Origin of the sequence: Mesorhizobium sp. CO1-1-7, from assembly GCF_020164885.1 — a bacterium.
Lineage (GTDB): Bacteria > Pseudomonadota > Alphaproteobacteria > Rhizobiales > Rhizobiaceae > Mesorhizobium > Mesorhizobium australicum.
Window position 1 is genome coordinate 18,719 of the sequence record NZ_JAIUHA010000015.1, and the last position, 25,938, is coordinate 44,656.

General features: G+C 65.8%; 24 protein-coding genes, 1 tRNA gene and 1 pseudogene. 21 read left to right on the forward strand and 5 right to left on the reverse strand.

The genetic code is table 11. From position 1 onward, the window contains the following. Positions 1-73: 73 nt before the first annotated feature. Positions 74-451: a YraN family protein gene (locus LB516_RS27235; RefSeq protein WP_015314716.1), complete on the forward strand. Its 378-nt coding sequence runs from the start codon at positions 74-76 to the stop codon at positions 449-451. A 118-nt stretch (positions 452-569) separates the two neighbouring features. On the opposite strand, the gene LB516_RS27240 is transcribed toward LB516_RS27235, so the two are convergent. Further along, positions 570-1,376 carry an undecaprenyl-diphosphate phosphatase gene (locus LB516_RS27240; protein ID WP_015314715.1) on the reverse strand — a complete coding sequence of 269 codons (807 nt, stop codon included), beginning with the start codon at positions 1,374-1,376 and terminating at the stop codon, positions 570-572. Positions 1,377-1,608: 232 nt separating this feature from the next. Here LB516_RS27240 and LB516_RS27245 point away from each other — a divergent pair, with 232 nt between their 5' ends. The 12 genes and pseudogenes from LB516_RS27245 (at position 1,609) to LB516_RS27295 (ending at position 12,568) form a co-directional block, all read left to right on the forward strand. After that, positions 1,609-2,301, forward strand: a complete 693-nt coding sequence (locus tag LB516_RS27245; RefSeq protein WP_015314714.1) for a glutathione S-transferase family protein — start codon at positions 1,609-1,611, stop codon at positions 2,299-2,301. Beyond that, entirely contained in the window at positions 2,282-3,436 is a 1,155-nt protein-coding gene (gene queG, locus LB516_RS27250; RefSeq protein ID WP_224720698.1) for a tRNA epoxyqueuosine(34) reductase QueG, read from the forward strand. Before LB516_RS27245 ends, queG begins: the two co-directional genes overlap by 20 nt. Beyond that, positions 3,433-4,341, forward strand: coding sequence for an SDR family oxidoreductase (locus tag LB516_RS27255; RefSeq protein ID WP_224720699.1), 909 nt, complete (start codon positions 3,433-3,435; stop codon positions 4,339-4,341). The genes queG and LB516_RS27255 overlap by 4 nt, the downstream gene beginning before the upstream one ends. 64 nt (positions 4,342-4,405) lie before the next feature. Next, positions 4,406-5,491 carry a penicillin-insensitive murein endopeptidase gene (gene mepA / locus LB516_RS27260; protein WP_224682717.1) on the forward strand — a complete coding sequence of 362 codons (1,086 nt, stop codon included), beginning with the start codon at positions 4,406-4,408 and terminating at the stop codon, positions 5,489-5,491. A gap of 183 nt (positions 5,492-5,674) precedes the next feature. Beyond that, complete coding sequence (locus LB516_RS27265) at positions 5,675-6,721, forward strand: glucokinase (protein ID WP_140719480.1); 1,047 nt, start codon at positions 5,675-5,677, stop codon at positions 6,719-6,721. A gap of 77 nt (positions 6,722-6,798) precedes the next feature. Further along, positions 6,799-8,658 carry an ABC transporter ATP-binding protein gene (locus tag LB516_RS27270; RefSeq protein ID WP_015314709.1) on the forward strand — a complete coding sequence of 620 codons (1,860 nt, stop codon included), beginning with the start codon at positions 6,799-6,801 and terminating at the stop codon, positions 8,656-8,658. Further along, complete coding sequence (gene dapB, locus LB516_RS27275; RefSeq protein WP_140711991.1) at positions 8,655-9,494, forward strand: 4-hydroxy-tetrahydrodipicolinate reductase; 840 nt, start codon at positions 8,655-8,657, stop codon at positions 9,492-9,494. The genes LB516_RS27270 and dapB overlap by 4 nt, the downstream gene beginning before the upstream one ends. A gap of 87 nt (positions 9,495-9,581) precedes the next feature. Next, positions 9,582-10,202: a 2,3-bisphosphoglycerate-dependent phosphoglycerate mutase gene (locus tag LB516_RS27280; protein WP_140619831.1), complete on the forward strand. Its 621-nt coding sequence runs from the start codon at positions 9,582-9,584 to the stop codon at positions 10,200-10,202. A gap of 73 nt (positions 10,203-10,275) precedes the next feature. Beyond that, positions 10,276-10,360, forward strand: a tRNA-Leu gene (locus LB516_RS27285). A gap of 78 nt (positions 10,361-10,438) precedes the next feature. After that, a pseudogene (locus tag LB516_RS29195) lies at positions 10,439-10,813 on the forward strand (hypothetical protein); the annotation flags it as partial. A 51-nt stretch (positions 10,814-10,864) separates the two neighbouring features. After that, the gene (locus LB516_RS27290; RefSeq protein ID WP_318011850.1) at positions 10,865-12,190 is read left to right on the forward strand and encodes an NAD(P)/FAD-dependent oxidoreductase; all 1,326 of its coding nucleotides are present in this window, start codon (positions 10,865-10,867) and stop codon (positions 12,188-12,190) included. A gap of 69 nt (positions 12,191-12,259) precedes the next feature. After that, complete coding sequence (locus LB516_RS27295) at positions 12,260-12,568, forward strand: UBP-type zinc finger domain-containing protein (protein WP_015314705.1); 309 nt, start codon at positions 12,260-12,262, stop codon at positions 12,566-12,568. A gap of 38 nt (positions 12,569-12,606) precedes the next feature. On the opposite strand, the gene LB516_RS27300 is transcribed toward LB516_RS27295, so the two are convergent. From LB516_RS27300 to LB516_RS27310, 3 genes are all read right to left on the reverse strand, one after another. Further along, the gene (locus LB516_RS27300; protein WP_015314704.1) at positions 12,607-12,783 is read right to left on the reverse strand and encodes a hypothetical protein; all 177 of its coding nucleotides are present in this window, start codon (positions 12,781-12,783) and stop codon (positions 12,607-12,609) included. A 97-nt stretch (positions 12,784-12,880) separates the two neighbouring features. Further along, positions 12,881-14,884 (reverse strand): BTAD domain-containing putative transcriptional regulator, encoded by a 2,004-nt coding sequence (locus LB516_RS27305; RefSeq protein WP_224720700.1) that lies wholly within the window; start codon positions 14,882-14,884, stop codon positions 12,881-12,883. A gap of 36 nt (positions 14,885-14,920) precedes the next feature. Then, positions 14,921-15,139: a hypothetical protein gene (locus LB516_RS27310; RefSeq protein ID WP_181172879.1), complete on the reverse strand. Its 219-nt coding sequence runs from the start codon at positions 15,137-15,139 to the stop codon at positions 14,921-14,923. On the opposite strand from LB516_RS27310, the gene LB516_RS27315 reads away from it, so the two are divergent. Genes LB516_RS27315 through LB516_RS27325 form a run of 3 tightly spaced genes read left to right on the forward strand, consistent with a single transcriptional unit; the run spans position 15,081 to position 18,075 of the window. Next, entirely contained in the window at positions 15,081-16,169 is a 1,089-nt protein-coding gene (locus tag LB516_RS27315) for a PLP-dependent cysteine synthase family protein (RefSeq protein WP_224720701.1), read from the forward strand. The two genes, LB516_RS27310 and LB516_RS27315, sit on opposite strands and share 59 nt — an antisense overlap. A gap of 12 nt (positions 16,170-16,181) precedes the next feature. Next, a complete protein-coding gene (locus LB516_RS27320) occupies positions 16,182-17,669 on the forward strand; it encodes a pyridoxal phosphate-dependent decarboxylase family protein (protein ID WP_224720702.1) in 1,488 nt (495 codons plus the stop codon). A gap of 49 nt (positions 17,670-17,718) precedes the next feature. Further along, positions 17,719-18,075 carry a hypothetical protein gene (locus LB516_RS27325; RefSeq protein WP_015314700.1) on the forward strand — a complete coding sequence of 119 codons (357 nt, stop codon included), beginning with the start codon at positions 17,719-17,721 and terminating at the stop codon, positions 18,073-18,075. Between the two features lie 32 nt (positions 18,076-18,107). Here the strand turns inward: LB516_RS27325 and LB516_RS27330 are convergent, their stop codons facing one another. Then, on the reverse strand, positions 18,108-19,628 hold the full coding sequence (locus LB516_RS27330) for a winged helix-turn-helix domain-containing tetratricopeptide repeat protein (protein ID WP_224599541.1): 1,521 nt from the start codon (positions 19,626-19,628) through the stop codon (positions 18,108-18,110). Positions 19,629-19,863: 235 nt separating this feature from the next. On the opposite strand from LB516_RS27330, the gene LB516_RS27335 reads away from it, so the two are divergent. The 5 genes from LB516_RS27335 to LB516_RS27355 all read left to right on the forward strand — a co-directional run bounded on the left by LB516_RS27335 (position 19,864) and on the right by LB516_RS27355 (position 25,859). Next, positions 19,864-20,100 (forward strand): DUF1127 domain-containing protein, encoded by a 237-nt coding sequence (locus LB516_RS27335; RefSeq protein ID WP_015314698.1) that lies wholly within the window; start codon positions 19,864-19,866, stop codon positions 20,098-20,100. 117 nt (positions 20,101-20,217) lie between these two features. Next, positions 20,218-20,589 carry a hypothetical protein gene (locus tag LB516_RS27340; RefSeq protein ID WP_140824613.1) on the forward strand — a complete coding sequence of 124 codons (372 nt, stop codon included), beginning with the start codon at positions 20,218-20,220 and terminating at the stop codon, positions 20,587-20,589. A gap of 171 nt (positions 20,590-20,760) precedes the next feature. After that, positions 20,761-21,387, forward strand: a complete 627-nt coding sequence (locus tag LB516_RS27345; protein ID WP_224720703.1) for a CDGSH iron-sulfur domain-containing protein — start codon at positions 20,761-20,763, stop codon at positions 21,385-21,387. A gap of 124 nt (positions 21,388-21,511) precedes the next feature. Continuing rightward, the gene (locus LB516_RS27350) at positions 21,512-23,554 is read left to right on the forward strand and encodes a hydantoinase/oxoprolinase family protein (protein WP_224720704.1); all 2,043 of its coding nucleotides are present in this window, start codon (positions 21,512-21,514) and stop codon (positions 23,552-23,554) included. Positions 23,555-23,690: 136 nt separating this feature from the next. Continuing rightward, complete coding sequence (locus LB516_RS27355; RefSeq protein WP_224720705.1) at positions 23,691-25,859, forward strand: malate synthase G; 2,169 nt, start codon at positions 23,691-23,693, stop codon at positions 25,857-25,859. Positions 25,860-25,938: the final 79 nt, after the last annotated feature.

Below are 25,938 nucleotides of genomic sequence, written 5' to 3' on the forward strand. Positions count from 1 at the left end.
AGCGGAAACCGGTTTTCTCGGACAAACGGTTCCGTTTGTCCAAAAGTCATGGCCGAGCAACGAGAAACCAGCGGTGGCTGAGCGCCCGAGCGCCAGCCGCCAAAAGGCCTACCGGCGCGGCCATCGCGGCGAATGGCTGGCGGCGGCCGCGCTGATGTTGAAGGGCTACCGGATTCTCGCGCGCCGCCACCGCACCCGCTTCGGCGAGATCGACCTGATTGCGCGGCGCGGCGACCTCGTCCTGTTCGTCGAGGTCAAGGCGCGCCGCACGCTGATAGAGGCCATGGAGGCGATCGGTCACGAATCGGAGCGCCGCATCGAGGGTGCTGCCGATATCTGGCTGTCCCGCCAGCCCGACTATGGCAGGCTGTCGATGCGCTTCGACATGGTCGCCGTGCTGCCGTGGCGCTGGCCGGTGCATGTCCCGAATGCGTTTTACGGAAGGAGTTGACAGAAATCCGTGCGAGGCAGCCCCCTCATCCGGCCGCTAGGGGAGAGCTCGGGTTGCCCCGAATTGCCCCTCTCAATTCGGTTGGCAATCCCGGTGAGGGGCCTGCAACAACGCACGTTCAGCCCCAGATCATCAACGCCACCAGCCCGACGATCCCCACCACCAGGCGCCACCAGCCGAACAGCGAGTAGCCGTTGCGCGAGACGTAGTCGAGCAGGTAGCGCACCACGACCAAGGCCGTGACGAAAGCGGCGACGAAGCCGATGGCGATGATCGGCAGATCGGCCGAGGTCAGCACGTTGCGGTTCTTGAACAGGTCGAAAGCGAAGGCGCCGACCATGGTCGGGATGGCGAGGAAGAAGGAAAATTCCGCCGCCGCCCGCTTGTCTACACCCAGAAGCAGCGCGCCGACGATGGTCGAACCCGAACGCGACGTGCCGGGGATCAGCGACAGGCACTGGAACAGGCCGATCTGCAGGTAGAGTCTGGTCGGGAACCGCTCGACGTCGCGATAGACCGGCTTGAGGTTCATTCGGTCGACGACCAGCAGCACGACGCCGCCGATGATCAGCATGATGCAGATCAACCGGGGTGATTCGAACAGCACAGTCTTGATGAAATCATGCGCCAGCGCGCCGATGATCGCCGCCGGCAGGAAGGCGATGAGGATGCCGATGACGAAATGCCGCGTCAGCCGGTCATGCGGCAGGTCGAGCAGCATCTGCCACAGGCGCCGGAAATAGACGCTGAGGATGGCCAGGATGGCGCCGAGCTGGATCAGGATCTCGAAGGCCTTGCCGGTCGACTGGAACCCGAGGAAATGGCCGGCGAGCAGGATGTGGCCGGTCGAGGACACCGGGATGAATTCGGTCAACCCCTCCAGCAGGCCAAGCAGCAGGGCTTCGACGATGGTCTGGCTTTCCATTTCTACCTCGGCATTGGCGTGACGGCTAACAGAATGGCTTGCTTGTCATGGCGCCGAAGTCCCCCTATAGGTCGCAACACCCCTGACGGCCCGCTAGCCGGGCGGCCAAGACTTACCGGTGCGCCCTGCGATTCGCCAGTGTGGCAATCCGGAATTCGCCACACCTGGGACGAGCGCGATGCGCGAATTCCGGATTCTGAACGACACCAGTGCGCTTTATCACCGCGGAACCATGCTGACGCTTTTCCACCATCCCATGTTCGCCACCTGCCGCTTCGTCCGCCTCGCCTTTGGCGAGTATGGCGAGGAGCTGGCGCTGATCGAGGAAAAGCCGTGGACGCGGCGCAAGGAGTTCCTGGCGCTGAATCCGGCCGGAACACTGCCGATCCTGCTGGCCGAAGGCGACGTGCCGATCATCGGCGCGACGGTGATTTCCGAATATCTCGACGAGACGCGCGGCGTGCTCAAGCGCGACAAGCGGCTGTTCGCCGAGGACCCGATGCAGCGCGCCGAAATCCGCCGGCTGATCGACTGGTATCTCAACAAGGCCGAAAGCGAAGTGACGCGCCATCTGGTGCGCGAACGCGTGCTGAAGCCGGTGATGCCGGAAACGGCGGGCGGCGGCTCGCCCGATTCAGGCGCCATCCGCGCCGCGCGCGCCAACATCCGCCAGCACATGAAATACACCAACTGGCTGGCGGGCACCCGTCATTGGCTGGCCGGCGGCAGGGTCACCTATGCCGATCTGGCGGCCGCCGCGACGCTGTCGGTGCTCGACTATCTCGGCGAGATCGACTGGCGCGAACACCCCGCCGCGCGCGAATGGTACACGCGGGTGAAGTCGCGGCCCTCCTTCCGGCCGCTCCTGACCGACCGCGTGCGCGGCCTGTCACCGGTATCGCACTATGCGGATCTCGACTTCTGACGCGTCGAAACTGCGCGCGCTGATCGACGCGGAGGCGCGGCGCGCCGGCTTCGACGCGGTCGCCGTCACCACCCCCAATGCCATCCCGCTGGCGCCGGCGCGCCTGGCCGAATTCGTCGCCGACGGCTTTCACGGCTCGATGGACTGGATCGCCGAGACGATTGCGCGCCGCGGCGAGCCATCCACGCTGTGGCCCGACGTGCGCTCGATCATCGTGCTGGCGATGAATTACGGGCCGGACCATGATCCGCGCGACGTGCTGGCCAGACGCGATCGCGGCGCGATCTCGGTCTACGCGAAAAACCGCGACTATCACGAGGTCATGAAGGGCCGGCTGAAGGAGATCGCCGGCAAGATCGTCGCGCGCGCCGGCGGCGACGTGAAGGTCTTCGTCGACACGGCGCCCGTGATGGAAAAGCCGTTGGCGGAAGCAGCGGGGCTGGGCTGGCAAGGCAAGCACACCAACCTGGTCAGCCGCGAGCACGGCTCCTGGCTGTTCCTTGGCACCATCTTCACCACGGCCGAACTGGAACCGGACAAGCCCGAGATCGACCATTGCGGCTCCTGCCGCGCCTGCCTCGACGCCTGCCCGACCGACGCGTTCCCCGCGCCCTACAGGCTCGATGCGCGGCGCTGCATCTCCTATCTCACGATCGAGAACAAGGGGCCGATCCCGCATGAATTTCGGGAAAAGATCGGCAACCGCATCTATGGCTGCGACGACTGCCTCGCCGCCTGTCCTTGGAACAAATTCGCCCGTGCCGCGTCCGAGGCCAAGCTCGCCGCGCGCGACGATCTGCGCGAGCCGCCGCTCGCCGATCTCTTGGCCCTCGACAATGCTGGCTTTCGCGCCTTCTTCTCCGGTTCGCCGATCAAACGCATCGGCCGCGACCGTTTCGTCCGCAACGTGCTGATCGCCGCCGGCAATTCCGGCGACGGCGCGCTTGCCGGCGTCGTCCGGGACCTGCTCGGCGATGCTTCTCCCCTGGTGCGGGGCGCGGCAATATGGGCGCTGGCGCGGCTGGTGCCGGAAACCGAATATGCCGAACGGGCCGCGAACGGCTTGAACAGTGAGGACGACGCGGCGGTGCGCGAGGAATGGCGCCTGGCGCGGCCAAACAGGGCACATGCATGAGCGGAAAACAGGTCTTCATTTTCGGTGCCGGTTATTCCGGAAAGGCCTTTGCCCGCGCCAATAGGGGAACCGCCAGCATCTTCGGCACGACACGCTCCGAGGAAAAATTCGAAGCGCTGCGCCAGGCCGGCATCGTCCCACTGCTGTTCGACGGCAAGTTGACGAACGAAATCGGCGCTGCGCTGGAGAAAACCACGCATCTGGTGGTTTCGGTCGGTCCGGAAGAAGCCGGCGATCCGGTGTTGAATGCCGCTCGCCAGGCAATCGCAGGGATGCCGGCGCTGGAATTGATAGGCTATCTCTCGACCGTTGGCGTCTATGGGGATCATGGCGGCGCCTGGGTCAACGAGACGGCCGCCTGCCGGCCGGTGTCGAAGCGTTCGGTGATGCGGGTCGAGGCCGAGCGGGCGTGGTTGAGGCTTGGCGAGGACATCGGGCGCCCAGTGGCGATCCTGCGGCTGTCCGGCATCTACGGCCCCGGCCGCAACGCGCTGGTCAATCTGGAGAACGGCACTGCCAGGCGGCTGGTCAAGCCGGACCAGGTGTTCAACCGCATCCATTGCGACGACATATCAGGCGCGCTGTGGCTTCTGATCAGCGGCAATAGAGGCGGCATCTTCAACGTCACCGACGATGAGCCGGCGCCGCCGCAGGATGTCGTCGCCTACGCCGCACATCTGATGAGCGTTGAGCCGCCGCCCGAAATTCCCTTCGACACCGCCCAACTTTCGCCCATGGCGCGGTCCTTCTATGGCGAGAACAAGCGGGTCGCCAATGCGGCGATCAAGGCGGCGGGCTATCGGTTTCGCTTTCCCGACTATCGCGCCGCTTTCGACCATATGTGGGCAAGCGGCGACTGGCGTGACGGTGCGCCGCGCAGCCCGATGAGGGGCGTGAAGGGATAGGATGATCGAAGCGTGGCGCTTGGCGTGGTATGATTCGGCGATTGCAGGCACGGGGGTGCGGTTCATGAAATCATCGATGCGGTCGCTTTGCCCCAGAAATGCGGTATTGGCGGCAGCGCTGGCTCTGGCAGGCCTGGCCGCGCAGCCGGCAGCGGCCGAGGAGCGGGCGAAAGACCTGTTCGGCGCCGAGAAGCTGCCGACGGCCACCGCCCCGCAATCCTTCGGCTTCTATTCCAAGGGCTGTTTTGCCGGCGGCGTCGCCATTCCCATGGATGGTCCGACCTGGCAGGTGATGCGGCCATCGCGCAACCGCCGCTGGGGCCATCCGGCGATGATCGCGCTGATCGAGAGATTGTCGCGCGACGCCGTCGCCGACGGTTGGCCGGGCCTGTTGATCGGCGACATCGCGCAGCCACGCGGCGGCCCGATGCTATCAGGTCATGCCTCGCACCAGATCGGGCTCGACGCCGACATCTGGCTGACGCCGATGCCCGACCGCACCATGACCAGGGCGCAGCGCGAGACCATGAGCGCCACCTTGATGGTCGACGACAAGACGCATCTTGTGAAGGACGCGCTGTGGACGCCGGCGCACACGCGGCTTTTGAAGCGCGCGGCGAGCTATCCGGAGGTCGAGCGCATCCTGGTCAATCCCGGCATCAAGAAAAAGCTCTGCGACACGGTCAGGGGTGACCGCTCGTGGCTACGCAAGATCAGGCCGTTCTGGGGCCATGACTACCATTTCCACATGCGCATCGGCTGCCAGCCTGGCTCGCCCAATTGCAAGGCGCAGGAAGCAACGCCGGAGGATGATGGCTGCGGCAAGCCGCTGGCCTGGTGGTTCACGCAGGAGCCGTGGCGACCGAACAAGAACCCGGATGCGCCCAAGGCACGTGACCTGATGACGATGGCCAACCTGCCCAAGGAATGCCGCGCGGTGCTCGACGCGCCGGGGCCTGCCTCGGCCGAGGCCGCGACCTATCACGGCGACGCCGTGCCGGTCGCGGTGGCGGTGCCTGAGCCGGAAGCGCCGTCGCTGCCCGCCGTCACGGCAAGCGGCACCGCCGGCCTGCCAAGCGCGGTGAACGCCTTCACCGCGACGCCCGAGGTCGGCGTACCGGTGCCGCGGCCACGGCCGCCAGCGAAGTGATTGGCGCGCCACCCGCAGGCTCAATCGGTTTAGCCCCCGTTTTCATGAAACAGTGGCCGTTTGGCCGCAGAACCTCTCCCTGCGCGCCACCAGGCCCGAAAACCGTTTCCCTTTTCAAACTCATGCGCTAGTCAACGCAGGAACGGCGAATGCCGTCGCGGGCGCCGGGGGACGGACGAGAGCATGCCAAGCACAGGCGATGACGAGACTTTGCTGCGGTTTCCGATCCTGATCGGCGATATCGGCGGCACCAATGCGCGCTTTTCGATCGTGCTCGACGCCAATTCCGAGGCCGGCGAGCCGATCATCGTCCAGACCGCCAACTACAACACCATCGACGAGGCGATCCAGGCGGCGGTGCTCGACCGCTCGTCGGTCCGGCCAAATTCGGCGGTGCTGGCCGTGGCCGGCCCGGTCGACGGCGATGAGATCGAGCTCACCAACTGTCCCTGGGTCGTCAAGCCGAGGCAGATGTTCGCCAATCTGGGGCTGAGCGACATCGTCGTGCTCAACGATTTCGAGGCGCAGGCGCTGGCCGTCGTGGCGCTTGGCGAAGAGCACATGGAAAAGATCGGCGGCGGCGCGCCGGAGCCCAATGCCGGCCGCGTCGTCCTTGGCCCCGGGACCGGGCTCGGCGTCGCCGGGCTGGTCCACGCGCTGCATCACTGGATCCCGGTGCCCGGCGAAGGCGGTCATATGGACATCGGGCCGCGCACGCCGCGCGATTTCGAGGTTTTCCCGCATATCGAGAAGCTCGAGGGCCGCATTTCGGGCGAACAGATCCTGTGCGGACGCGGTCTCGTCAACGTCTACCGGGCGGTGGCCAGGGCGGATGGAAAGCCGTCGCCCTTCACCACGCCGGCCGAAGTCACCGGTGCGGCGTTGGCCAAGACCGATCCGGTGGCGCAGGAAGCCCTCGAGACCTTCGTCACCTGCCTCGGCCGCACCGCCGGCGACCTGGCGCTGGTGTTCATGAGCAGGGGCGGCGTGTTCCTAACCGGCGGCATCGCGCAAAAGATTGTGCCGGCGCTGAAGCAAGGCAATTTCCGCGCTGCCTTCGAGGACAAGGCGCCGCACAGCGCGCTGATGCGCACCATGCCGGTCTATGTCATCACCCATCCGCTGGCTGCCCTTCTCGGCCTTGCCGCCTATGCCAGGAACCCCTCGCTGTTCGGCGTCCAGACATCGGGCCGGCGCTGGCGCGACGAAGTTAGTCACCCCAAGGCATAGGCAAGCCGGCTGCTTGGCGGTAATAGGGGTGCCGAATTGCCCGGCCACGGGAAGCGAAACCGACAAAGCCCTCTGATTTGACACTTCAAACTCCAAACAAGCTGAAAGCCCGGCCCGGCGAGGTCACAGCGGTGCTGCGCCGCATTCTCGCTGAGAACAGCCACGACTATCGCTGGACTTATGTGATGGTCATCACCTGCTCGCTGATCGTTTCGGGCACGACCGCCTTCACGGCCTGGATCATGGCCCCGATGGTCAACCAGATCTTCTACGAACGGCGTGGCGACGCGATCGTGTGGATCTGCGCAGGCTTCATGGCGGCCTTCCTGCTGCGCGGCTTTGCCGGCTATGGCCAGGCGGTGGCGCTGGCCAAGATCGGCAACAATCTGGTGGCGCGCTACCAGAAGCGCATTTTCGATCACCTGATGAAGCTCGGCGTCGGCTTCTTCAATGATACACGCTCCGGCCGGCTGGCGGCGCAGGTCAACGAAAACGTCGGCGGCATCCGCGACCTCCTGTCGTTGACGCTGACCTCGATCACCCGCGACGCGGTGACGCTGCTCGGCCTGCTCGGCGTCATGGTCTACCAGGATCCGGTCCTGTCACTTAGTTCGCTGCTGATCGGACCGCCGCTGATCTGGGCCGTCGTCTATCTCACCCGTCGCGTGCGGCGCATTACCCGCGAATCCGTGCTGATCAATTCGCGCCTGATCGGCGCCGTTCAGGAAGCCACGCAAGGCATCGCCATCGTCAAGGCCTTCACCATGGAGGACGAACTGTCCAGCCGCATCGGCAAGCTCGCCAGCGACGCCGAACAGCGCTCGAACAAGATTGCCCGCGTCTCCGAACGGCTGTCGCCGATTTCCGACATGCTGGCCGGCTTCGCCGTCACCTCCGTCATCGCCTATTCCGGTTACCGGGCTCTGGTTCTCGGGCAGCCGCCTGGCGCGGTCTTCTCCTTCATCACGGCGCTGATCCTGGCCTATGATCCGGCGCGCCGCCTGGCACGCATGCAGGTCGGCATGGAACGGGCTCTGGTCAATGCACGCATGATCTACGAGCTGCTCGACCTCGAGCCGAAGCAGGGCGACGCGCCTGGCGCCACCAAGGCAAACTTCACCACGGGCGAAGTGCGCTTCAACAACGTGTCCTTCCGCTATGTCGAGGAGACGCCTGTCCTTCAGGACCTCAGCTTTGTCGCCGCCGCCGGCAAGATGACCGCCGTCATCGGCGCCTCCGGTGCCGGCAAGACCACACTGGTGGCGCTGCTGCAGCGCTTCTACGACGTCGAGAGCGGTACGATCGAGATCGATGGCCAGGACATTTCCAAGGTCACCAAACAGTCGCTGCGCGGCTCGATAGCCTATGTCTCGCAGGCGCCCTATCTGTTCGAGGGCACCATCCGCGACAACATCCGCTATGGCCGCCCCTCGGCCACCGATGCCGAGATCGAACAGGCCGCGCGACTGGCCGCGGCCGACGAGTTCATCCGCCAGCAGCCGCAAGGGTATGACACGCCGGTCGGCGAGAATGGCGCCACGCTTTCCGGCGGCCAGCGCCAGCGCGTGTCGATTGCCCGCGCCATTGTGCGCCAGGCGCCGATCCTGCTGCTCGACGAGGCGACGTCGGCGCTCGACAACGAGGCCGAAGCGCGCGTCCAGCAGGCGCTCACTAAGGTCATGGAAGGGCGCACCACCATCGTCATCGCGCACCGCCTGTCCACCGTGGTCAATGCCGACCACATCATCGTGCTGGAACAGGGCCATCTGGTCGAAGAGGGCACGCATGCCTCGCTGATGGCCGACCCGCACAGCGTCTATGCCCGTTTCCACCGGATACAGGGCGTCAAGGGCCTGGGGCTTGTCGACGACAGCGCCCCGGCCGAAACTTCGGTTCAGGAACTAGAGACCCAGGACATCGCCGGGAGCACGCCATGAGCGAGACCACATCAGGCGAGCCGGCCGGCGATATGGGCCTTGTGGTGGTCGGCGCGGCCGGCCGCATGGGCCAGACGCTGATCCGCGCCATCCACGCCATTCCGGGCGCCCGCGTCATCGGCGCGGTCGAGCGCCCGGATTCGCCTCACCTGGGCAAGGATGCGGGGGAACTCGCCGGCGTCGGCCGCATCGACGTGGCGATCGGCAGCGATCCGTTGCCGGTCTTCGCCAGGGCCGACGGCGTGCTCGATTTCACCACCCCGGCCTCGACGGTCGAGTTCGCCGGTTACGCGGCGCAGGCGCGCATCGTCCATGTCATCGGCACGACAGGCTGTTCGGCCGACGACAACGCGAAAATCGCTGCCGCCGCCCGCCACGCGACCATCGTCAAGTCTGGCAATATGAGCCTCGGCGTCAATCTGCTGGCGGTGCTGGTCGAACAGGCGGCACGCGCGCTCGACGCCGACGATTTCGACATCGAGATCCTCGAAATGCACCACAGGCACAAGGTCGACGCGCCTTCGGGCACGGCGCTTCTGCTCGGCGAAGCGGCCGCCGCCGGGCGCGGCATCGCGCTGGCCGGCAATGATGTGCGTTCGCGCGACGGCCATACGGGTGTGCGACAAACCGGCACGATCGGTTTTGCCACACTGCGCGGCGGCTCGGTGGTCGGCGACCACAGCGTGATCCTGGCCGGCACCGGCGAGCGCATCACGCTGTCGCACCATGCCGAGGACCGCGCCATCTTCGCCCGCGGTGCCGTCAAGGCCGCACTCTGGGCGCATGGCCAGAAGCCGGGACTGTATTCGATGCGGGACGTGCTTGGGCTTGCCTGAAACGACCCTGAACCATCTTCGTTCTTACGCAGGACGGAAAACCACTACACACTTTTCCTGGAATGCTCAGACCCCAGAGGAGCAAAAATGTCGAGAACCCTCGTGCTCGTGCGCCACGGCCAGAGCGAATGGAACCTGAAGAACCTGTTCACCGGCTGGCGCGACGTCGATCTGACGGAGCAGGGCCATGCCGAGGCCAAGGCTGCTGGCCAAAAACTCAAGGCGCGCGGCCTGAAGTTCGATATCGCCTTCACCTCGGCGCTGATCCGGGCACAAAAAACCTGCCAGCACATTCTCGACGCGGTCGGCCAGAGCGACTTGCAGACCGTTCGCGACCAGGCGCTGAACGAGCGCGACTATGGCGACCTCTCCGGCCTCAACAAGGACGACGCGCGCCAGAAATGGGGCGAGGAGCAGGTGCATGTCTGGCGCCGCTCCTATGATGTGCCGCCGCCCGCCGGCGAAAGCCTGAAGGACACCGGCGCCCGCGTCTGGCCCTATTACCTGCACGATCTGCAGCCGCATGTGCTGCGCGGCGGCACGGTGCTGGTCGCCGCCCACGGCAATTCGCTGCGCGCGCTGATCATGGCGCTGGACGGCAAGTCAGGCGAGGAGATCGTCAAGCTGGAACTCGGCACCGGCGTGCCGGTGATCTACCAGCTCAACGCCGATTCGACCGTGGCTTCGAAGGAAGTGCTGGAAGGCTAAGCCGGCAAGCGAGCAGCGGGTTTAAAAAAGCGCGTTGACAGCAATCGCTTGCCCGCTTATTGAGCCCGCACCAGCCCAGATGGCGGAATTGGTAGACGCGCACGGTTCAGGTCCGTGTTCCGCAAGGAGTGGAGGTTCGAGTCCTCTTCTGGGCACCAAATTCCCGTTTCGAACCATTCGATCGGTTCAGAAACCCTGAGAAAAAGCCCGGTTCGTCCGGGCTTTTTTCTTGCCCGATGACCTGCCCTCCTGGCCAGTCCCCGAACAAACCGCTTCAAACCGCGCGTCCCCTTCGCTACGCTCGCAATCATGTCTCAATCCAGCACCGCGATCTTCGGCGCCCGCCGCGACTAGGCTTTTCCCGTCCTCGCCGAGGCGGACATCGATCGCATGCGGCGGTTCGGCGAGGCCAGCGCCTATGCCGCCGGCGAGCACATTTTCGAGGCCGGCGATGTGTCCCCGGGGCTGATCGTGGTGCTGGCGGGCAAGGTCGATATCACCCAGGACGGCAATTCGGCCGGCGCGAGACGATCGTTACGCATGGGCCCGGCAACTTCGCCGGCGAGCTGGCGCAGCTTTCGGCCCGTCCCTCGCTGGTCAATGCCCAGGCGACCGAGCCGGTCGAGGCGTTCGTCATCCCGTCGCAACGACTGCGCGACCTGATGGTGCAGGAGGCCAATCTCGGCGAGCGCATCATGCGGGCGCTGATCCTGCGCCGCGTCGGGCTGCTCGAGAGCGGCACGATCGGTCCCATCATCGTCGGACCTGCCGACAATGGCGACGTCCTTCGCCTGCAAGGCTTTCTCGCCCGCAGCGGCCAGCCCCACCGCGTGCTCGATTCCAAAACCGATCCTTGCGCGAAGACGCTGTTCGAGCACTTCCAGGTCGATCCCCACCACCTGCCGGTCGTGCTGTGCCCGAATGGCAGGCTGCTGCTCAATCCGGCGGAGAAGGACCTCGCCCGCTGCATCGGCCTGCTGCGGCCGGTCGACGCCAGCAAGGTCTATGACGTCGCCATCGTCGGCGCCGGACCGGCCGGTCTGGCGGCGTCGGTCTACGCGGCCTCGGAAGGGCTGTCGACGATCGTGCTCGATTGCCGTGCCTTCGGCGGCCAGGCCGGCGCCTCCGCTCGCATCGAGAACTATCTCGGCTTCCCCACCGGCATTACCGGCATGGCGCTGATGGCGCGCGCCTACAACCAGGCGCAGAAATTCGGCGTCGAGATGGTCATCCCCGACGAGGTGAAGCTGCTCGGTGCCGCCACCGACGGCGCGCGCTACCAGCTCACGGTCGGCGACGGCGAGACGGTGCGCACGCGCTCGGTGGTGATCGCCAGCGGCGCGCGCTATCGTCGCCTCGATGTCGCCAACCTCGCCGAGTTCGAGGGCACCTGCGTGCATTATTGGGCCTCGCCCATCGAAGCACGGCTTTGCGGCGGCCAGGAAGTGGCGCTGGTCGGCGCCGGCAATTCAGCCGGCCAGGCGGCCGTCTATCTGGCCAGCCAGGTCAGGAAAGTCGCGCTGCTGGCGCGTGGCGGCAGTCTCGAGGTCTCGATGTCGCGTTACCTCGTCGAGCGCATCAGGGCGCAGCCGAACATCGAGGTGCTGACCGGCGCCGAAATCGAGGCGCTGGACGGCGAGGCAGGCAATCTTGCCACCGTACGCTGGCGCGACCGCTCGAGCGGCGCCTCGACGACGCGGCCGATCCGCCATCTCTTCCTGTTCATCGGCGCCGACCCGAACACCGATTGGCTCGCTCAATCCGACGTGGCGCTGGATGCCAGGGGTTTCATCCGCACCGGATCGGACATAGCATCGGCGCATGGCGTGATGGAGACCAGCCGCAGCGGCGTGTTCGCCATCGGCGACGTGCGCTCCGGCTCGGTCAAACGCGTCGCGGCGGCTGTCGGCGAGGGCGCCCAGGTGGTGGCGGCGTTGCATGCATTTCTTGCGCGGGACGGCAGCCAGGCCGACGCGCCTCAAGTATGATCCCGAAAGGTGGGAACCGGTTTTCGGAAAAGATCATGCTTCGAATGAGAGATAGGTCGGGAGAGTGTGATGGCGGATGAATGCAAGCACGCCGCTGGGATCAAGGACGTGACGCCGAGCGCGCTCGGCTGCGAGGAGTGCCTGAAGAGCGGCTCGTGGTGGGTGCATCTGCGGCTCTGCCGCACCTGCGGCCATGTCGGCTGCTGCGACGACTCCCCCAACCGCCACGCCACCAAGCATTTTCACGCCACCAGCCATCCCGTCATAGAGGGCTACGACCCGCCGGAAGGCTGGGGCTGGTGCTATGTTGACGAGGTTTTTCTGGACCTCGGCGACCGCACCACCCCGCAGAACGGCCCGATCCCGCGCTTCTATTGAGTGCTTCGAAGAGCCGGGGAAAGCAGGTTCGGCCTGCTTTATCGCACCGATCCGGTGACCGTGCGGTCAACGTCGGGAACGGATTTGCGATCGTTGCCGGCAAGGGCGGCGATGAGCAGCAGGCTGGCAACCACCGGCACGAACAGGATGGCGACGCGGGCTTGTACATAAAAAATGGCGCGCCATTCGCTGCGCTTCTCAGGGCTGTCGCTCATCATACTCACTTTGCAATCGACCCCCCGTAGGTCACATAGCCGTGAACGGTTAAGCAACTCCTTCCGACTTCGTTAACGCAGGTGTTCAAGCACGAACTCAGCCGAGCCCGATCCGCCTGGCGCCTTGCCGAAACAACGCCTCGGCATCGGGCTCGAAGCGGAAAGTGGCGATGAAATCGTCGGCGCGGTAGTCCGGCAACGTCTTGCGGATGGCGGCGGCAAAGCCGCGCGCCTCTTCGAGCCGCCCCGCCAGTGCCAGGCAATGTGCCGCGATCGCCAGGATGATGGCGTGCGCGTTCGGCCGGGCGGCTGCCTTCAGCGCCCATCCGGCCGCCTCCTCGAACTGGCCGAGCCGGACGTGCGCCATGGCCCGCGCCCCCAGCATGCCGAACAGCAGCGGATCGAAAGGGCTGAGATGGCGCGAATGGTCGGAGGAGCCGATCGCCGCCCGCGGGTCGCCCGACTGCGAATGGACGAAGGACAGCGCATAGTGGCCAAGCGCGAAATTGGGGCTGAGTTTGACCGCCTGTTCCAGTTCGCCGAGCGAGCCGTCCAGTTCGCCGCGCAGCCACAGCGCCCGCCCCATCGCCCAGTGCGCGGCCGGATTGTGGTCATCGACCAGCAAGCTCTGCCCGGCACTCTCGAACGCCAGCGCGCTTTCGCGATCGCGGTCGCCCCAGCGCTGGAAGGCGTTCTGCCAATGGGTGAAGGACAGGCCGGCATAGGCGCGGGCGAAGGTCGGATCAAGCCGCAGGGCGCTGGCAAAGAAGTGCCGTGCCGTTTCGTTCTCGGCCTGCGTGAAACGGTACATGTGCCAGAGGCCACGGTGGTAGGCCTCCCAGGCATTGAGCGAGTTGGGAGCCTTGAGCAGGGCGCGGTTGCGTTCGACCGTCTCGATCTCGGACGAGATCGACGACACGATGCTGTCGCCGATCTCGTCGAGCACGGTGAAGAGATCGTCCGACCGTCGCTCGAACGTCTCGGCCCAGACGATCCTGGCCGTGCGCACCTCGATCAGTTCGACGTTGACGACCAGCCTGCCGGCCGGGTTGCGCACCGCGCCGGTGGCCACATAGTCGACATTCAGCCGGCGGCCCGCCTCCTCGGGCGCGATGGCTTCCTCGGCCAATGCAAACACCGACCCGCGCGCGATGACGAAGAAATCGCGAAGCTTGGCCAGCCGGGTGATGATGTCGTGTGTGAAACCGTCGGCCGGTCCGCCGCGCGCCTCTCCGGCAAACGGCATCACCGCCAGCGAAGCGTGGCTCGGCTCGGTGGTCTCGGCGACGGTCGGCCCGGCCACCGGCTGCGATACCATGGACAAGCCGGCCGGCCGCCGCTCGCGGATCGCTTGCCAGGCCGCGCGCAGCGGCGCGAAATCCAGCTCTTCCGACCCGAACAGCTGCTCGGCCGCCGCCAGATGTTGCTCGGCCGCGCCGACGGCGCCACGCCGCGCCAGACTGGCCAGCAGCGCCCGGTGCGCGCGCTCCTCGAACGGCGACAGTTCCAGCCATCTGTCGAGATGAGCGACCGCTTCGTCGCAATCCGCCGGCAAGGTTTCGACGAGCCTTTCCAGCACGGCCACGTGCCAGGCACCGAAGCGACGACGTTGTGCCGTCAGCCAGCTGTTGAAAAGCGGGCTTCGCTCAAGCTCCAGGCCGTCAAGGAACTCGCCGGCGAACAATTTCGCCAGCGCCGGCAGGCGCTCGACACCAAGCGTTGCGATGCCTTCGAAGCCGGCGCGGCTGACCTCCAGCGCATCGACAGGGCAATCCTCGAGATCGAGCGCCACTGTATCGCCTTGTGTGACGACCCGATCCCGTTCCGGCCCGTCCAGAGCGGTGCGCAACTTACTCAGGCACCAGCGCAGCTCGCCACGCGGATCGTTGGGCACATCCCACAAAAGCTCGCACAGGCGGGAGCGGCCGACGGGGTGCGGCGCCAGCGCCAGATAACCCAACAGCGCCCGCAGCTTGCGCGAGCCCGGCAGGGTGGCTGGCACTTGGTCGCGTGTGATCGCCAGCGTTCCGAGCAGGCGCACGGACGGGGCCGTTGCCCTGCCGTCCCGCCTCGCCTGTGCGGTTTCCACGTCGGTTTCCACGCCTGTTCCCACGTTGGCCTGTCGGCCCTTACTCTATCACAGACCCGACACGGCGCATCCGGTGGCGATGCTTTCGCGCCCGATGTCACCTTTGCCGTATGAGCGGCACGTCATATCGCGGCAAGGTGTCGAAACCTCGCCGCCCAGGCCGCCGGTTTGTAACCGGCCCGTGAGAACACGATCGAGGAGATCGACGATGTTGAACAAACAACAAATCAGAACCACCGCGGGGCGCGGCCGATTGTTCGACAGCATCCTGGACACCGTCGGCGACACGCCGGTGGTACGCGTCAACAATCTGGGTCCGGCCCATGCGACCATCTACGTCAAGGCCGAGTTCTTCAACCCGGGCGCCTCGGTGAAGGATCGGCTGGCGCTCAACATCATCGAAGAGGGCGAACGCAGCGGCGCGCTGAAGCCCGGCCAGACCGTGGTCGAGGCGACCAGCGGCAACACCGGCATCGGGCTTGCCATGGTCTGCGCGCAGAAAGGCTATCCGTTGGTCGTTACCATGGCCGACAGCTTTTCCGTCGAGCGCCGCAAGCTGATGCGCATGCTGGGCGCCAAGGTGGTGCTGACGCCACGCGCCGAAAAAGGTTTTGGCATGTACAAGAAGGCGGTCGAACTGGCCGAGGCCAATGGCTGGTTCCTTGCCCGCCAGTTCGAGACGGCCGCCAATGCCGCCATCCACGAGTCGACGACCGCGCGCGAAATCATAAACGATTTCGCCGGCTCGCGGCTCGACTGCTTCGTCACCGGCTATGGCACCGGCGGCACGGTCGTCGGCGTGGCGCGGGTCTTGCGCCGCGAACGGCCCGACACCCGCATCGTGCTCTCGGAACCGGCCAACGCGCAACTGGTCGGCAGCGGCAAGGCGCAGCAGCGCGGTGCCGATGGCGCGCCAGCCGCCAGCCACCCGGCCTTCGAGCCGCATCCCGTCCAGGGCTGGACGCCGGACTTCATCCCCAACGTGCTGCAGGAGGCGATCGACGCCAGCCTCTATGACGAGGTGATGCCGATCGCCGGTCCGGAGGGCATCAAATGGGCGCGGGCGCTGGCGCGGAAGGAAGGCATCTTCACCGGCATTTCCGGCGGCGCCACCTTCGCCGTCGCGCGCCAGGTCGCCGAGAAGGCGGCGGCCGGATCGGTGATCTTGTGCATGCTGCCCGACACGGGCGAGCGCTACATGTCGACGCCGCTGTTCGACGGCGTCGAGGCTGAAATGGATGCCGATGAGCTGGCGCTCTCGCGCTCGACGCCCGGCTGCCAGTTTCCGGCGGCTTGACGGGAGGCTGTCATGGACATCGCGCAGGAAAGCCTCGGCATGGCGGCCGAGGAAACGCTTGACCCCGCCGACTGGGCCGATGTGCAGGCCTTCTCGCATCGAATCATCGACGATGCGGTAGACTACCTGCGTGAGGTGCGCGAGCGCCCCGTCTGGCGGGAGATGCCCGGCGAGGTGCGGGATCTTTTCACCGCACCCCTGCCGCGCTCGCCGGCACCGCTTGCCGTCGTCTATGGCGAGGTCTCCCGCACCGTGATGTCCTATCCGATGGGCAACATCCATCCACGGTTCTGGTCGTGGTATATGGGGTCCAGCAACTTCACCGGCGCGCTCGGCGATTTCCTTGCGGCGATACAGGGCTCCAACCTCGGTGGCGGCAACCATGCCGCCGGACTGATGGACGGCCAGGTGGTGAACTGGTGCAAGCAGATGCTGGGCTTTCCAGACTCGGCCTCCGGCACGCTGGTCAGCGGCGGCTCGATGGCCAACATCATCGGGCTGACGGTGGCGCGCAACGTCAAGGCCGGCGTCGACGTGCGCGAGCACGGCGTTTCAGCCATCGAGAAGCCGCTGCGCTTCTATGGCTCGGACCAGATCCATTCCTGCCACCGCAAGGCGATGGAAGCGCTGGGCCTCGGCAATCGGGCGCTGCGCCGCATCCCGACAGATGCCGGGCTGCGGATCAATATCGACGCGTTGCGCGCGGCGATCGTCGAGGACCGGGCAGCCGGCTTCAAACCGGCCTGCGTCGTCGGCAATGCCGGCACGGTCAACACTGGGGCGATCGACGACCTGCGGGCGCTTGCCAAACTCGCTCACGAGGAAGGCCTCTGGTTCCATGTCGATGGCTGCATCGGCGCGCTGATCGCCATCGCCCCGCAAAACGCCCACCGCGTCGCCGGCATCGAATGGGCCGATTCGGTCGCGCTCGATCCCCACAAATGGCTGCATTCGCCGTTCGAGGTCGGCTGTGCCCTGGTCAGGGACGCCGCCGCGCACCGCCGGACCTTCGCGGTGACGCCGGAATATCTGGAATCGACGCCGCGCGGCCTCGCTTCCGGCGAATGGTTGCACGATTATGGTCTGCAGACGTCGCGCGGCTTTCGTGCCTTGAAAGTGTGGATGGCACTGAAGGAACATGGCGTCGAAAAATTCGGCCGCCTGATCGACCAGAACATCGCGCAGGTCTCCTATCTGGCCGGGCTGATCGAGGCTGAGCCTTCGCTGGAGCTTGCGGCGGCGCCGACCATCAACATCGTCTGCTTCCGCTATCAGCCCGGTTTGGCGGGCGAAGCGCTGAAGGCGCTCAACACCGAGATCATGTTGCGGCTGCAGGAGCAAGGCATCGCTGCACTCTCCGACACCACCGTGCATGGCGGGCACTGGCTGCGTGTGGCGATCACCAACCATCGCACCCGACGCGACGATCTCGATCTGCTGATCCATGAAGTGGTGAGGCTGGGACGTGAGATCACCGCGCAGGGCCACGTGTCTTCCTAGTTCCCGGCCGCCGTGCGAACCTGCCCGCGGTGATTCGGGGAGGTCGGCGGTGACGCTGTTTCGCATGCTTGCGCTGGCGGCACTGGTCCTGGCCAATTCGGCCGAGGCCGCCGACATGGCCTTTTTCGTCAAGAACCTGCGCAAGGAGGGGGTCGCGGTCGAGCTGTTCAGCCGCGATCGCGAGACCGTCTGGCCGGGCAACGACAAGGTGTTCCTTGTCGATCCGGGCTCGCAGAAATCAGTGCCGATCTCCTGCAATCAGGGCGAACGCATCTGCTATGGCGCCTGGGTCGATGGCAACGACAAGATTTCCGCCGGCGTCGGGCCAGACAACGACCAGCCTTGCGATACCTGCTGCTTCATCTGCGTGGAGCACACGACCGAAACCATCGACCTGGTACCGTAGCGGCGCTTCGGTGCAGGAGCCACCCCGGCGCGTCAGTCGGGAAGGCCGGCCTTGCCAAAGCCATCGAGGAAGTGCTCGCGCGTCGCGTCGTCGCGGAAGGGCTCCGTCCAGACCCAATGGCGGGTCGTGAAATGCGGATTGCCGACGAGGAACAGTTCCACCTCCGTGCGCGCCTCCTCGAGCCGGCCAAGTTGCGCAAGGCTTGCCGCCAGGAAGCGGCGTGAGCTGGTGCGGTAGGTCTCGTCCCGGCGCAGCGTCTCGACGGCGCCTGCGTAGTCGCGCGCCGCATATTGCGCCTGGCCGAGTGTCAGATAGTACCAGCTCGGTGGAAACGGGTTCAGCCGGAACGCCTTGCGGATTTGCTCCAGGGCCTCCCCGACCCGCCCGGCCAGGGTCGTTATGTCGGACAATGTCGCCCAGGCATCGGCCTCGTTCGGGTCGAGTTCGAACGCCCTGGCGAATTCGGCCTCCGACTCGGCGAACTCATGCTCATAGGCAAGCAAATTGCCGAGCACCCAGTGGCACCCGGCATCGTTGGGATCGATCGCGACCGCCTTGCGCGCCAGCTCCAGGGCAATGCGGCGGTTAGGGTCGATCGGCTCGCCCCAATGCACCCATCCCATCCAGTGGTTCATGGCAAGCCAGCGATAGGCCTCGGCGTAGTGGGGATCGAGCGCAACCGCGCGCGTCAGCATCAGATGCGCTTCCCGTGCGGTCTGCGGCGAATCATCGATCAGCTTGCGCGCCCGCACGCACAGGTCGTAGGCGTCGAGATTGGTGGGCCGGTTGCGTGGCGGCGGTGCGCGCAGCCGGCCGAGCAATGCCTCCACGATCTTGGCGGTCACCTCGTCCTGGACGGCAAAGATATCGTCCAGGCCGCGGTCGAAGCGTTCCGCCCATAGATGGTCGCCGCTGGCCGCGTCGACCAGCTGCGCGTTGATGCGCACCCGCCCCGCATCGCGCCGCGCGCTGCCCTCCAGCAGATAACGAACGCCGAGTTCCCTGGCGATCTCGCGCACGTCCATTGCCTTTCCCTTGTAGGCAAAAGTCGAATTGCGCGCGATGACGAACAGGCCGGAGATCCTGGACAGGTCGGTGATCAGGTCTTCGGTCAAGCCGTCGCAGAAAGAGTCCTGCCCGGCATCGTTGCTGAAATTGACGAAGGGCAGCACCGCTATCGAAGGCTTGTCCGGCAGCGGCAAGGGTTTCGGCTTGGCGCCGGCGAGCTGTTCGACGGCCCCCGTGAAACGATAGCCGACGCGCGGAACGGTCGTGATCCATTCCCCGCCCCCTTCACCCACAATGCCAGGCGGGCCGAGCAGCTTGCGTAGCTGCGCGATCTGGACGGTGAGGTTGCCTTCCTCGACGGCCGTGCCCGGCCACGCCGCGTCCATCAGTTCGGCTTTTCCCAAGATTTCGCCGGGTTTTGCGACGAGCGCCGCAAGCAGCTTTAGCCCCCGATAGCCAACGGCAACGGGATCGTCGTTCCGAAGCAGCGTTCCCGCACCCGGATCAAGCACGAACGGACCAAAGGCGAAGCGCTCTCCCTGCATTGGCGCATCTATAGACAATTCCGGGAAAAGTGCGAAGCGGTTTCGCCAGGAAACGCGGGGCTAGCCCTCCCGAGAGTGGCGTCAAAACAAACAGTTAGCGCAAGTTTGGAACTTTTGAGAACTATTTGGGAGGGCTTAATTACGGCGCCGCTCGTATCCTGCAGAATTCAATCTCTTTCCGGGTGAGGTCCACGGTTCCCAACGGTGTGGGCCGCCAAACCCAATGGAGGTTGCCGTGAACAATACAATCGCATCGGTCCAGCATCGGGCAGTGCGGCCGGGTGTGCCCGTCCAACGATCGTCGCATCCGCGCTCCCTGCGAAGCATGGTGGCAAGCTGGCGCGAGCGGACACGCTTTCGCTGGGACCTCAAGCGAATGTCCGAGGTCAGTCCGCATCTGATCGACGATATTGGCCTGACGCAATTGCAGGCCAAGGCTGAGATCGCCAAGCTGCCATTCTGGCAGCGCTAAGGCGAAATGCCGCGACGATCTGGAAACAATCGCCGGCATCATCCCTTTAGCGGCCGGCCGTGTCGTGCCATGATCCCCTATCGGCCGTGGGGGCCGATTCTACATCGGGGGTTTTCCATGTCGTTCACATTCGCGCGCCGGCTCGCCGCCGCGTTTTCGCTTGCCGTCCTGTCTGCATCGGCCGCCCAGGCCGGCGACGTCACCTTCGCTGTCAAGAACAGCCATCCCAACGCCATGCGTCTGGAACTCTATAGCCAGGACCGCGACTATGTCTGGCCTGGCAGTGGCAAGGATTTTTATCTCGACGACGGCGAGACCAAGCAGCTGCCGATTTCCTGCAACGAAGGCGAATCGATCTGCTACGGCGCCTGGGTCGATGGCGATGAGGGCACCTATTGGGGCGTCGGCCCCGGCAACAAGGAAAAATGCGAGGATTGCTGCTACACCTGCAGCGGCGGCGAAACCGAGGAGATCGATCTGGTCCCCTGACCGGTTGCCCGCTTGACGGTTTTCCTGTTCGAGCCATAGCTTGGCCATGCATGCCGCCCAAAATCGGTTCCGGTTTCGGCGCGACGACATGCACCGAAACAAGACCATACCAAGGGTACGCCGCGCCTGTGCATTCAGGCGCGGCGTACTCCAGGCAACAGGAGCACCGCGATGGCCGGCACGGTCGAGGGCGAAAAAATCGACGTCGGGTTTTCCGGCAAGCGCTGCATCCATTCGCGCAATTGCGTGCTCGGCGACCCGCATGTCTTCGAGCCCAACGCGCCGGGCCAATGGATTCATCCCGAGGCGGCCAGCGTCGAGAAGATCGTCGCGCTGGCCGAGAACTGCCCCTCGGGCGCCATCACCTATGCGCGCAAGGATGGCGGCCCGCGGGAAAAGCCGCCCGTGGTCAACACCGTGCGGCTGCGCGAAAACGGCCCGCTGGCGGTGCATGCCGAGATCGTGCTTGGCGCCGAGACGTTTTTCCGCGCCACGCTTTGCCGCTGCGGCGCCTCCCAGAACAAGCCGTTCTGCGACAACAGCCATATCAAGGCGGGCTTTGCCGCCACCGGAGAACCGGCGCTGAAGGACACGCCGGCGCTGGAGGTCCGCGACGGCCCGCTGCAGGTGACGCCGACCACGAACGGCCCGCTCAAGCTCGAAGGCAATGTCGAGATCGTCACCGGCACCGGCCACACGATCGACCGCACCACAAAGGTCTTCCTGTGCCGCTGCGGCCACTCGGCCAACAAGCCGTTCTGCGATGGCAGCCACAAGAAGGTTGGGTTTGTGGGATAGATAGGTAGCCGATCTTCCCCACGAGGGGGGAGATCGCTTGTGGCCTATCTCTCCCGGCTTTATCCGCAAGCCGGTATCGGCTAAGGGCAGGCAACCAAACAATCTGCCCGGACTTTCGCCCAAAATGACCGCCAAGACCAAGTCTGCCCCTCTCTTCCTCGGCATCGACACCGGCGGCACCTACACCGATGCCGTGTTGTGGTCCGAGACCGAGGGTCCGCGGGAGGGGCCGAACAAGGGCAAGGTGCTGGCCAAGGCCAAGGCGCTGACCACGCGGCATGATCTGGCCGTCGGCATTTCGGGCGCCGTCGATGCTGTGCTGGAAAAGGCGGGCACCAATCCGGCCGATATCAAACTGGTCTCGATGTCGACGACGCTCGCCACCAATGCGCTGGTCGAGGGCCAGGGCGGCCGCGTGGCGCTGGTCATGATCGGCTTTTCCGAGGCCGATCTTGCCCGCGACGGGCTGAAGACCGCGCTCGGCACCGACCCGGTGGTGTTTTGTGCGGGCGGCCATGATGTGCATGGCAATGCCGGCAAGCTCGACCTGTCCGGGCTGGAGGCGATGCTGCCGGAACTCGGCGTGTCGGTGTCCGGCTTTGCCGTCTGTGCCTATTTCGCCACCCGCAATCCGGCGCACGAAATCGCCGCCCGCGAGCTGATCCGCGACAGGACCGGCCTCCCGGTTACGGCGAGCCATGAGCTGTCGGCCAAGCTCGGCGGTCCGCGCCGGGCGCTCACCACGCTGCTCAATGCCAGGCTGATCTCGATGATCGACCGGCTGGTGGCGGCGACCGAGGGGTTCCTTCAGGCCCGCAACATCGCCGCTCCGTTGATGGTTGTGCGCGGCGATGGCGCGCTGGTTTCGGCGGCGTTTGCCCGCCAGCGGCCGATCGAGACGATCCTCTCCGGCCCCGCCGCCAGCCTGGTCGGCGCCCGCCACATGACCGGGCTCGACAACGCGGTGGTCTCCGACATTGGCGGCACCACCACCGACGTTGCCGTGCTCGACGGCGGCCGGCCGCGGCTCGATCCGGAAGGCGCCACCGTCGGCGGTTTCCGCACCATGGTCGAGGCGGTCGCGATGCGCACTTTCGGCCTCGGCGGCGATTCCGAAGTGATGCTGGAGGATGGCGCGCTCAATCCGAAAATCCTGCTCGGGCCGCGCCGCCTGGTGCCGCTGGCGCTGTCCGGCATGGCGCATGGCGAGGCGGTGACGGCGGAACTCGAACGCCAGTTGCGTGCGCCCAACACAGGCCGCATGGATGGCCGCTTCGCGGTCCGCACCGGCGTGCCTGACAGGCTCGCCGCGGGGCTGACCGCCCCCGAGGCAAAGCTCTACGAAGCGATCGGCGCGACGCCGCTTGCCCTCGACAGGCTGCTGACCTCGAATGCCCAGAATGCCACGCTGAACCGGCTGGTCTCGCGCGGGCTGGTGCACATCTCGGGCTTCACCCCGTCGGACGCCGCGCACGTGCTTGGCAAACAGGCGAACTGGGATGCCGCCGCCGCCCGCCTTGGCGCCGAACTGTTCGCCCGCAAGCGCGACGGCCGTGGCCAGGCGATCGCGGCCTCGCCGGAAGTGATCTCTGAACGGGTGCTCTTGACCCTGACGCGCTGGTCGGCCGAATACATCCTGGAAACCGCTTTTGCCGAGGACGGGCTCGACGGCGCGGCGACGGTGGCGCACGCGCTGGTGCAGCGCGCCGTCGACGCTCACCCCGGCATCGCCCGCCTCAGCGTCGCGCTCGACCGGCCGGTCATCGGGCTCGGCGCTTCGGCGCCGTTGCACTATGCCGGCCTGGCGCCCTTGGTGGGCAATGACTGCGTCGTGCCCCGGGATACCGACGTCGCCAACGCGCTCGGCGCCGTCGTCGGCCAGGTCAGGGTTTCGGCGGAGGCCCGCGTCAGCCAACCCAAGGAAGGCCTGTTCCGGCTTGCCTCGGGTGAGATGGTGCGCGATTTCCTCGACGAGGCGGCGGCGATCGCGGCCGCCGAGGCCGATGTGCGCGCCATTGTCGCCCAGCGGGCTCTTGATGCCGGCACCGACAGCGCCGAGATCGATGTGGCGACGGAGTTCCGGGTCTCGACTGTCGAAGCGCAGCGCATGTTCATCGAAGCGCATATCGTGGCGGTGGCCTCGGGCAGGCCGAGGATCGCGGTTTGAGGAAGAAGAGCCATCTCCGCCCTCCTCGGGGAGATTGGCCAACCGCCCAAAATGCCCCACCTACACCCTAAGCTGAATTGACCCTGCACCCCTGACATGCCAAACGCCCGCAAAGCCTTTCATCTGGAGTAGCCTGATGACCGATCGCATCGAGATCGCCGGATTGCGCATTGCCCGCGAGCTGCATGACTTCGTCGTCGACCAAGCTTTGCCCGGCCTCGACATCGAAGCGGCGCGTTTCTGGGACGGGTTCTCGGTCATCGTCCATGATCTGGCGCCCAAGAACCGGGCGCTGCTGGCAAAACGCGATGCCATGCAGGAAAAGCTCGATGGCTGGTATCGCGACAATGGCGCGCCCATCAACATGAACGCTTACAAGGCGTTCCTGAAGGAGATCGGTTATCTCGTGCCGGAAGGGCCGGCCTTCAGCGTCTCGACCGACAATGTCGACCCGGAAATCGCGGTCGTGGCCGGACCGCAGCTGGTGGTGCCGGTGATGAACGCGCGCTATGCGCTCAACGCCGCCAATGCACGCTGGGGCTCGCTCTATGACGCGCTCTATGGCACGGACGCCATCCCCGAAACGGATGGCGCTGAGAAGGGCAAGGGCTTCAACCCGGCGCGCGGCGCCAAGGTCATCGCCTGGGCCAAGGACTTTCTCGACCAGTCGGTGCCGCTCACCTCTGGCAAATGGGCAGGGGTCAACGGCCTGTCGATTGCCAACGCCGCCCTGAAGCTCAGCGCCGGCGCCGGCTCGACGACGCTGGCCGATCCCAGGCAATTCATCGGCTATCGCGGCGACGCCGCCAATCCGCAAGCCGTGCTCCTGGTGAAAAACGGGCTGCATGTCGAGATCGTCATCGACCGCGACAATCAGATCGGCCGCACCGATCCGGCTGGCATTGCCGACGTCATCCTGGAATCGGCGCTGACCACCATCCAGGACTGCGAGGATTCGGTCGCGGCCGTGGATGCCGAGGACAAGGTCGTCGTCTACCGCAATTGGCTCGGCCTGATGAAGGGCGACCTCACCGAAGAAATCAGCAAGGGCGGCAAGAGTTTCGTCCGCAAGCTCAACCCCGACCGCGCCTACATCGCCCCTGCCGGCGGCACGGTGACCGTGCCTGGCCGCTCGTTGATGCTGGTGCGCAATGTCGGCCACCTGATGACCAATCCGGCCATCCTGGACCGCGACGGCAACGAGGTGCCGGAAGGCATCATGGACGCGGCGATGACGGCCCTGATCGCGCTGCACGATGTCGGGCCGAAGGGACGGCGGATGAACTCTCGCGCCGGCTCGATGTATGTCGTGAAACCCAAGATGCATGGCCCGGAGGAAGTCGCCTTCGCCGTCGAGATGTTCGATCGTGTCGAAGCCCTGCTCGGCATGGCCCGGAACACCATCAAGATGGGCATCATGGACGAGGAGCGGCGCACCACAATCAACCTCAAGGAAGCGATCCGCGCCGCGAGGGAGCGCGTGGTGTTCATCAACACCGGCTTCCTCGACCGCACCGGCGACGAGATCCACACCTCGATGGAAGCCGGCCCGATGATCCGCAAGGGTGACATGAAGCAGGCCGCCTGGATTTCCGCCTATGAGGCCTGGAACGTCGACACGGGCTTGGAATGCGGGCTCGCCGGCCACGCCCAGATCGGCAAGGGCATGTGGGCGATGCCCGACTTGATGGCCGCGATGCTGGCCGAGAAGATCGCCCACCCCAAGGCCGGCGCCAACACCGCCTGGGTGCCATCGCCAACGGCGGCGACGCTGCACGCCACGCACTATCACAAGGTCGATGTCCATGCGGTCCAGGCGGCGCTGAAGAGCCGGCCCAAGGCCAAGCTCGACGACATATTGTCCGTGCCGGTGGCCGTGCGGCCGAACTGGACGCCCGACGAGATCCAGCGCGAACTCGACAACAATGCCCAAGGCATTCTGGGCTATGTCGTGCGCTGGATCCACCAGGGCGTCGGCTGCTCCAAGGTTCCCGACATCAACGATGTCGGCCTGATGGAAGACCGCGCCACGCTGCGCATCTCCTCGCAGCACATTGCCAACTGGCTGCGCCACAAGGTCTGCTCGGAAATCCAGGTGATGGATTCCTTGCGGCGCATGGCGGCAATTGTCGATCTGCAGAATGTCGGCGACCCGCTCTACCGGCCGATGGCCGCCGACTTCGAAAAGTCGATCGCCTTCCACGCCGCCTGCGACCTGGTGTTCAAGGGAACAAGCCAGCCCAACGGCTACACCGAGCCTGTGCTGCACAAGCGCAGGCTGGAGCTGAAGGCCCATCAAGGGTAGAACGGTGTCGCGTTGAAAGGGTTTGGAGCGACTGGATGTCGTCGGTTCGCGTCGGCGAAGACGGCGGCGTCAGCCCAGC

Excerpts from the sequence above, each read along its gene's own strand:
- LB516_RS27320 (WP_224720702.1), top strand. The coding sequence starts at position 16,182 with ATGGACATCGCGCAGGAAAGCCTCGGCATGGCGGCCGAGGAAACGCTT.
- LB516_RS27265 (WP_140719480.1), top strand. The coding sequence starts at position 5,675 with ATGCCAAGCACAGGCGATGACGAGACTTTGCTGCGGTTTCCGATCCTG.
- LB516_RS27255 (WP_224720699.1), top strand. The coding sequence starts at position 3,433 with ATGAGCGGAAAACAGGTCTTCATTTTCGGTGCCGGTTATTCCGGAAAG.
- LB516_RS27290 (WP_318011850.1), top strand. The coding sequence starts at position 10,865 with ATGGTGCAGGAGGCCAATCTCGGCGAGCGCATCATGCGGGCGCTGATC.
- LB516_RS27280 (WP_140619831.1), top strand. The coding sequence starts at position 9,582 with ATGTCGAGAACCCTCGTGCTCGTGCGCCACGGCCAGAGCGAATGGAAC.
- LB516_RS27315 (WP_224720701.1), top strand. The coding sequence starts at position 15,081 with ATGTTGAACAAACAACAAATCAGAACCACCGCGGGGCGCGGCCGATTG.
- LB516_RS27295 (WP_015314705.1), top strand. The coding sequence starts at position 12,260 with ATGGCGGATGAATGCAAGCACGCCGCTGGGATCAAGGACGTGACGCCG.
- LB516_RS27355 (WP_224720705.1), top strand. The coding sequence starts at position 23,691 with ATGACCGATCGCATCGAGATCGCCGGATTGCGCATTGCCCGCGAGCTG.
- dapB (WP_140711991.1), top strand. The coding sequence starts at position 8,655 with ATGAGCGAGACCACATCAGGCGAGCCGGCCGGCGATATGGGCCTTGTG.
- LB516_RS27350 (WP_224720704.1), top strand. The coding sequence starts at position 21,512 with ATGACCGCCAAGACCAAGTCTGCCCCTCTCTTCCTCGGCATCGACACC.
- LB516_RS27245 (WP_015314714.1), top strand. The coding sequence starts at position 1,609 with ATGCTGACGCTTTTCCACCATCCCATGTTCGCCACCTGCCGCTTCGTC.
- LB516_RS27330 (WP_224599541.1), bottom strand. The coding sequence starts at position 19,628 with ATGCAGGGAGAGCGCTTCGCCTTTGGTCCGTTCGTGCTTGATCCGGGT.
- LB516_RS27300 (WP_015314704.1), bottom strand. The coding sequence starts at position 12,783 with ATGAGCGACAGCCCTGAGAAGCGCAGCGAATGGCGCGCCATTTTTTAT.
- LB516_RS27310 (WP_181172879.1), bottom strand. The coding sequence starts at position 15,139 with ATGCTGTCGAACAATCGGCCGCGCCCCGCGGTGGTTCTGATTTGTTGT.
- LB516_RS27345 (WP_224720703.1), top strand. The coding sequence starts at position 20,761 with ATGGCCGGCACGGTCGAGGGCGAAAAAATCGACGTCGGGTTTTCCGGC.
- queG (WP_224720698.1), top strand. The coding sequence starts at position 2,282 with ATGCGGATCTCGACTTCTGACGCGTCGAAACTGCGCGCGCTGATCGAC.
- LB516_RS27240 (WP_015314715.1), bottom strand. The coding sequence starts at position 1,376 with ATGGAAAGCCAGACCATCGTCGAAGCCCTGCTGCTTGGCCTGCTGGAG.
- LB516_RS27340 (WP_140824613.1), top strand. The coding sequence starts at position 20,218 with ATGTCGTTCACATTCGCGCGCCGGCTCGCCGCCGCGTTTTCGCTTGCC.
- mepA (WP_224682717.1), top strand. The coding sequence starts at position 4,406 with ATGAAATCATCGATGCGGTCGCTTTGCCCCAGAAATGCGGTATTGGCG.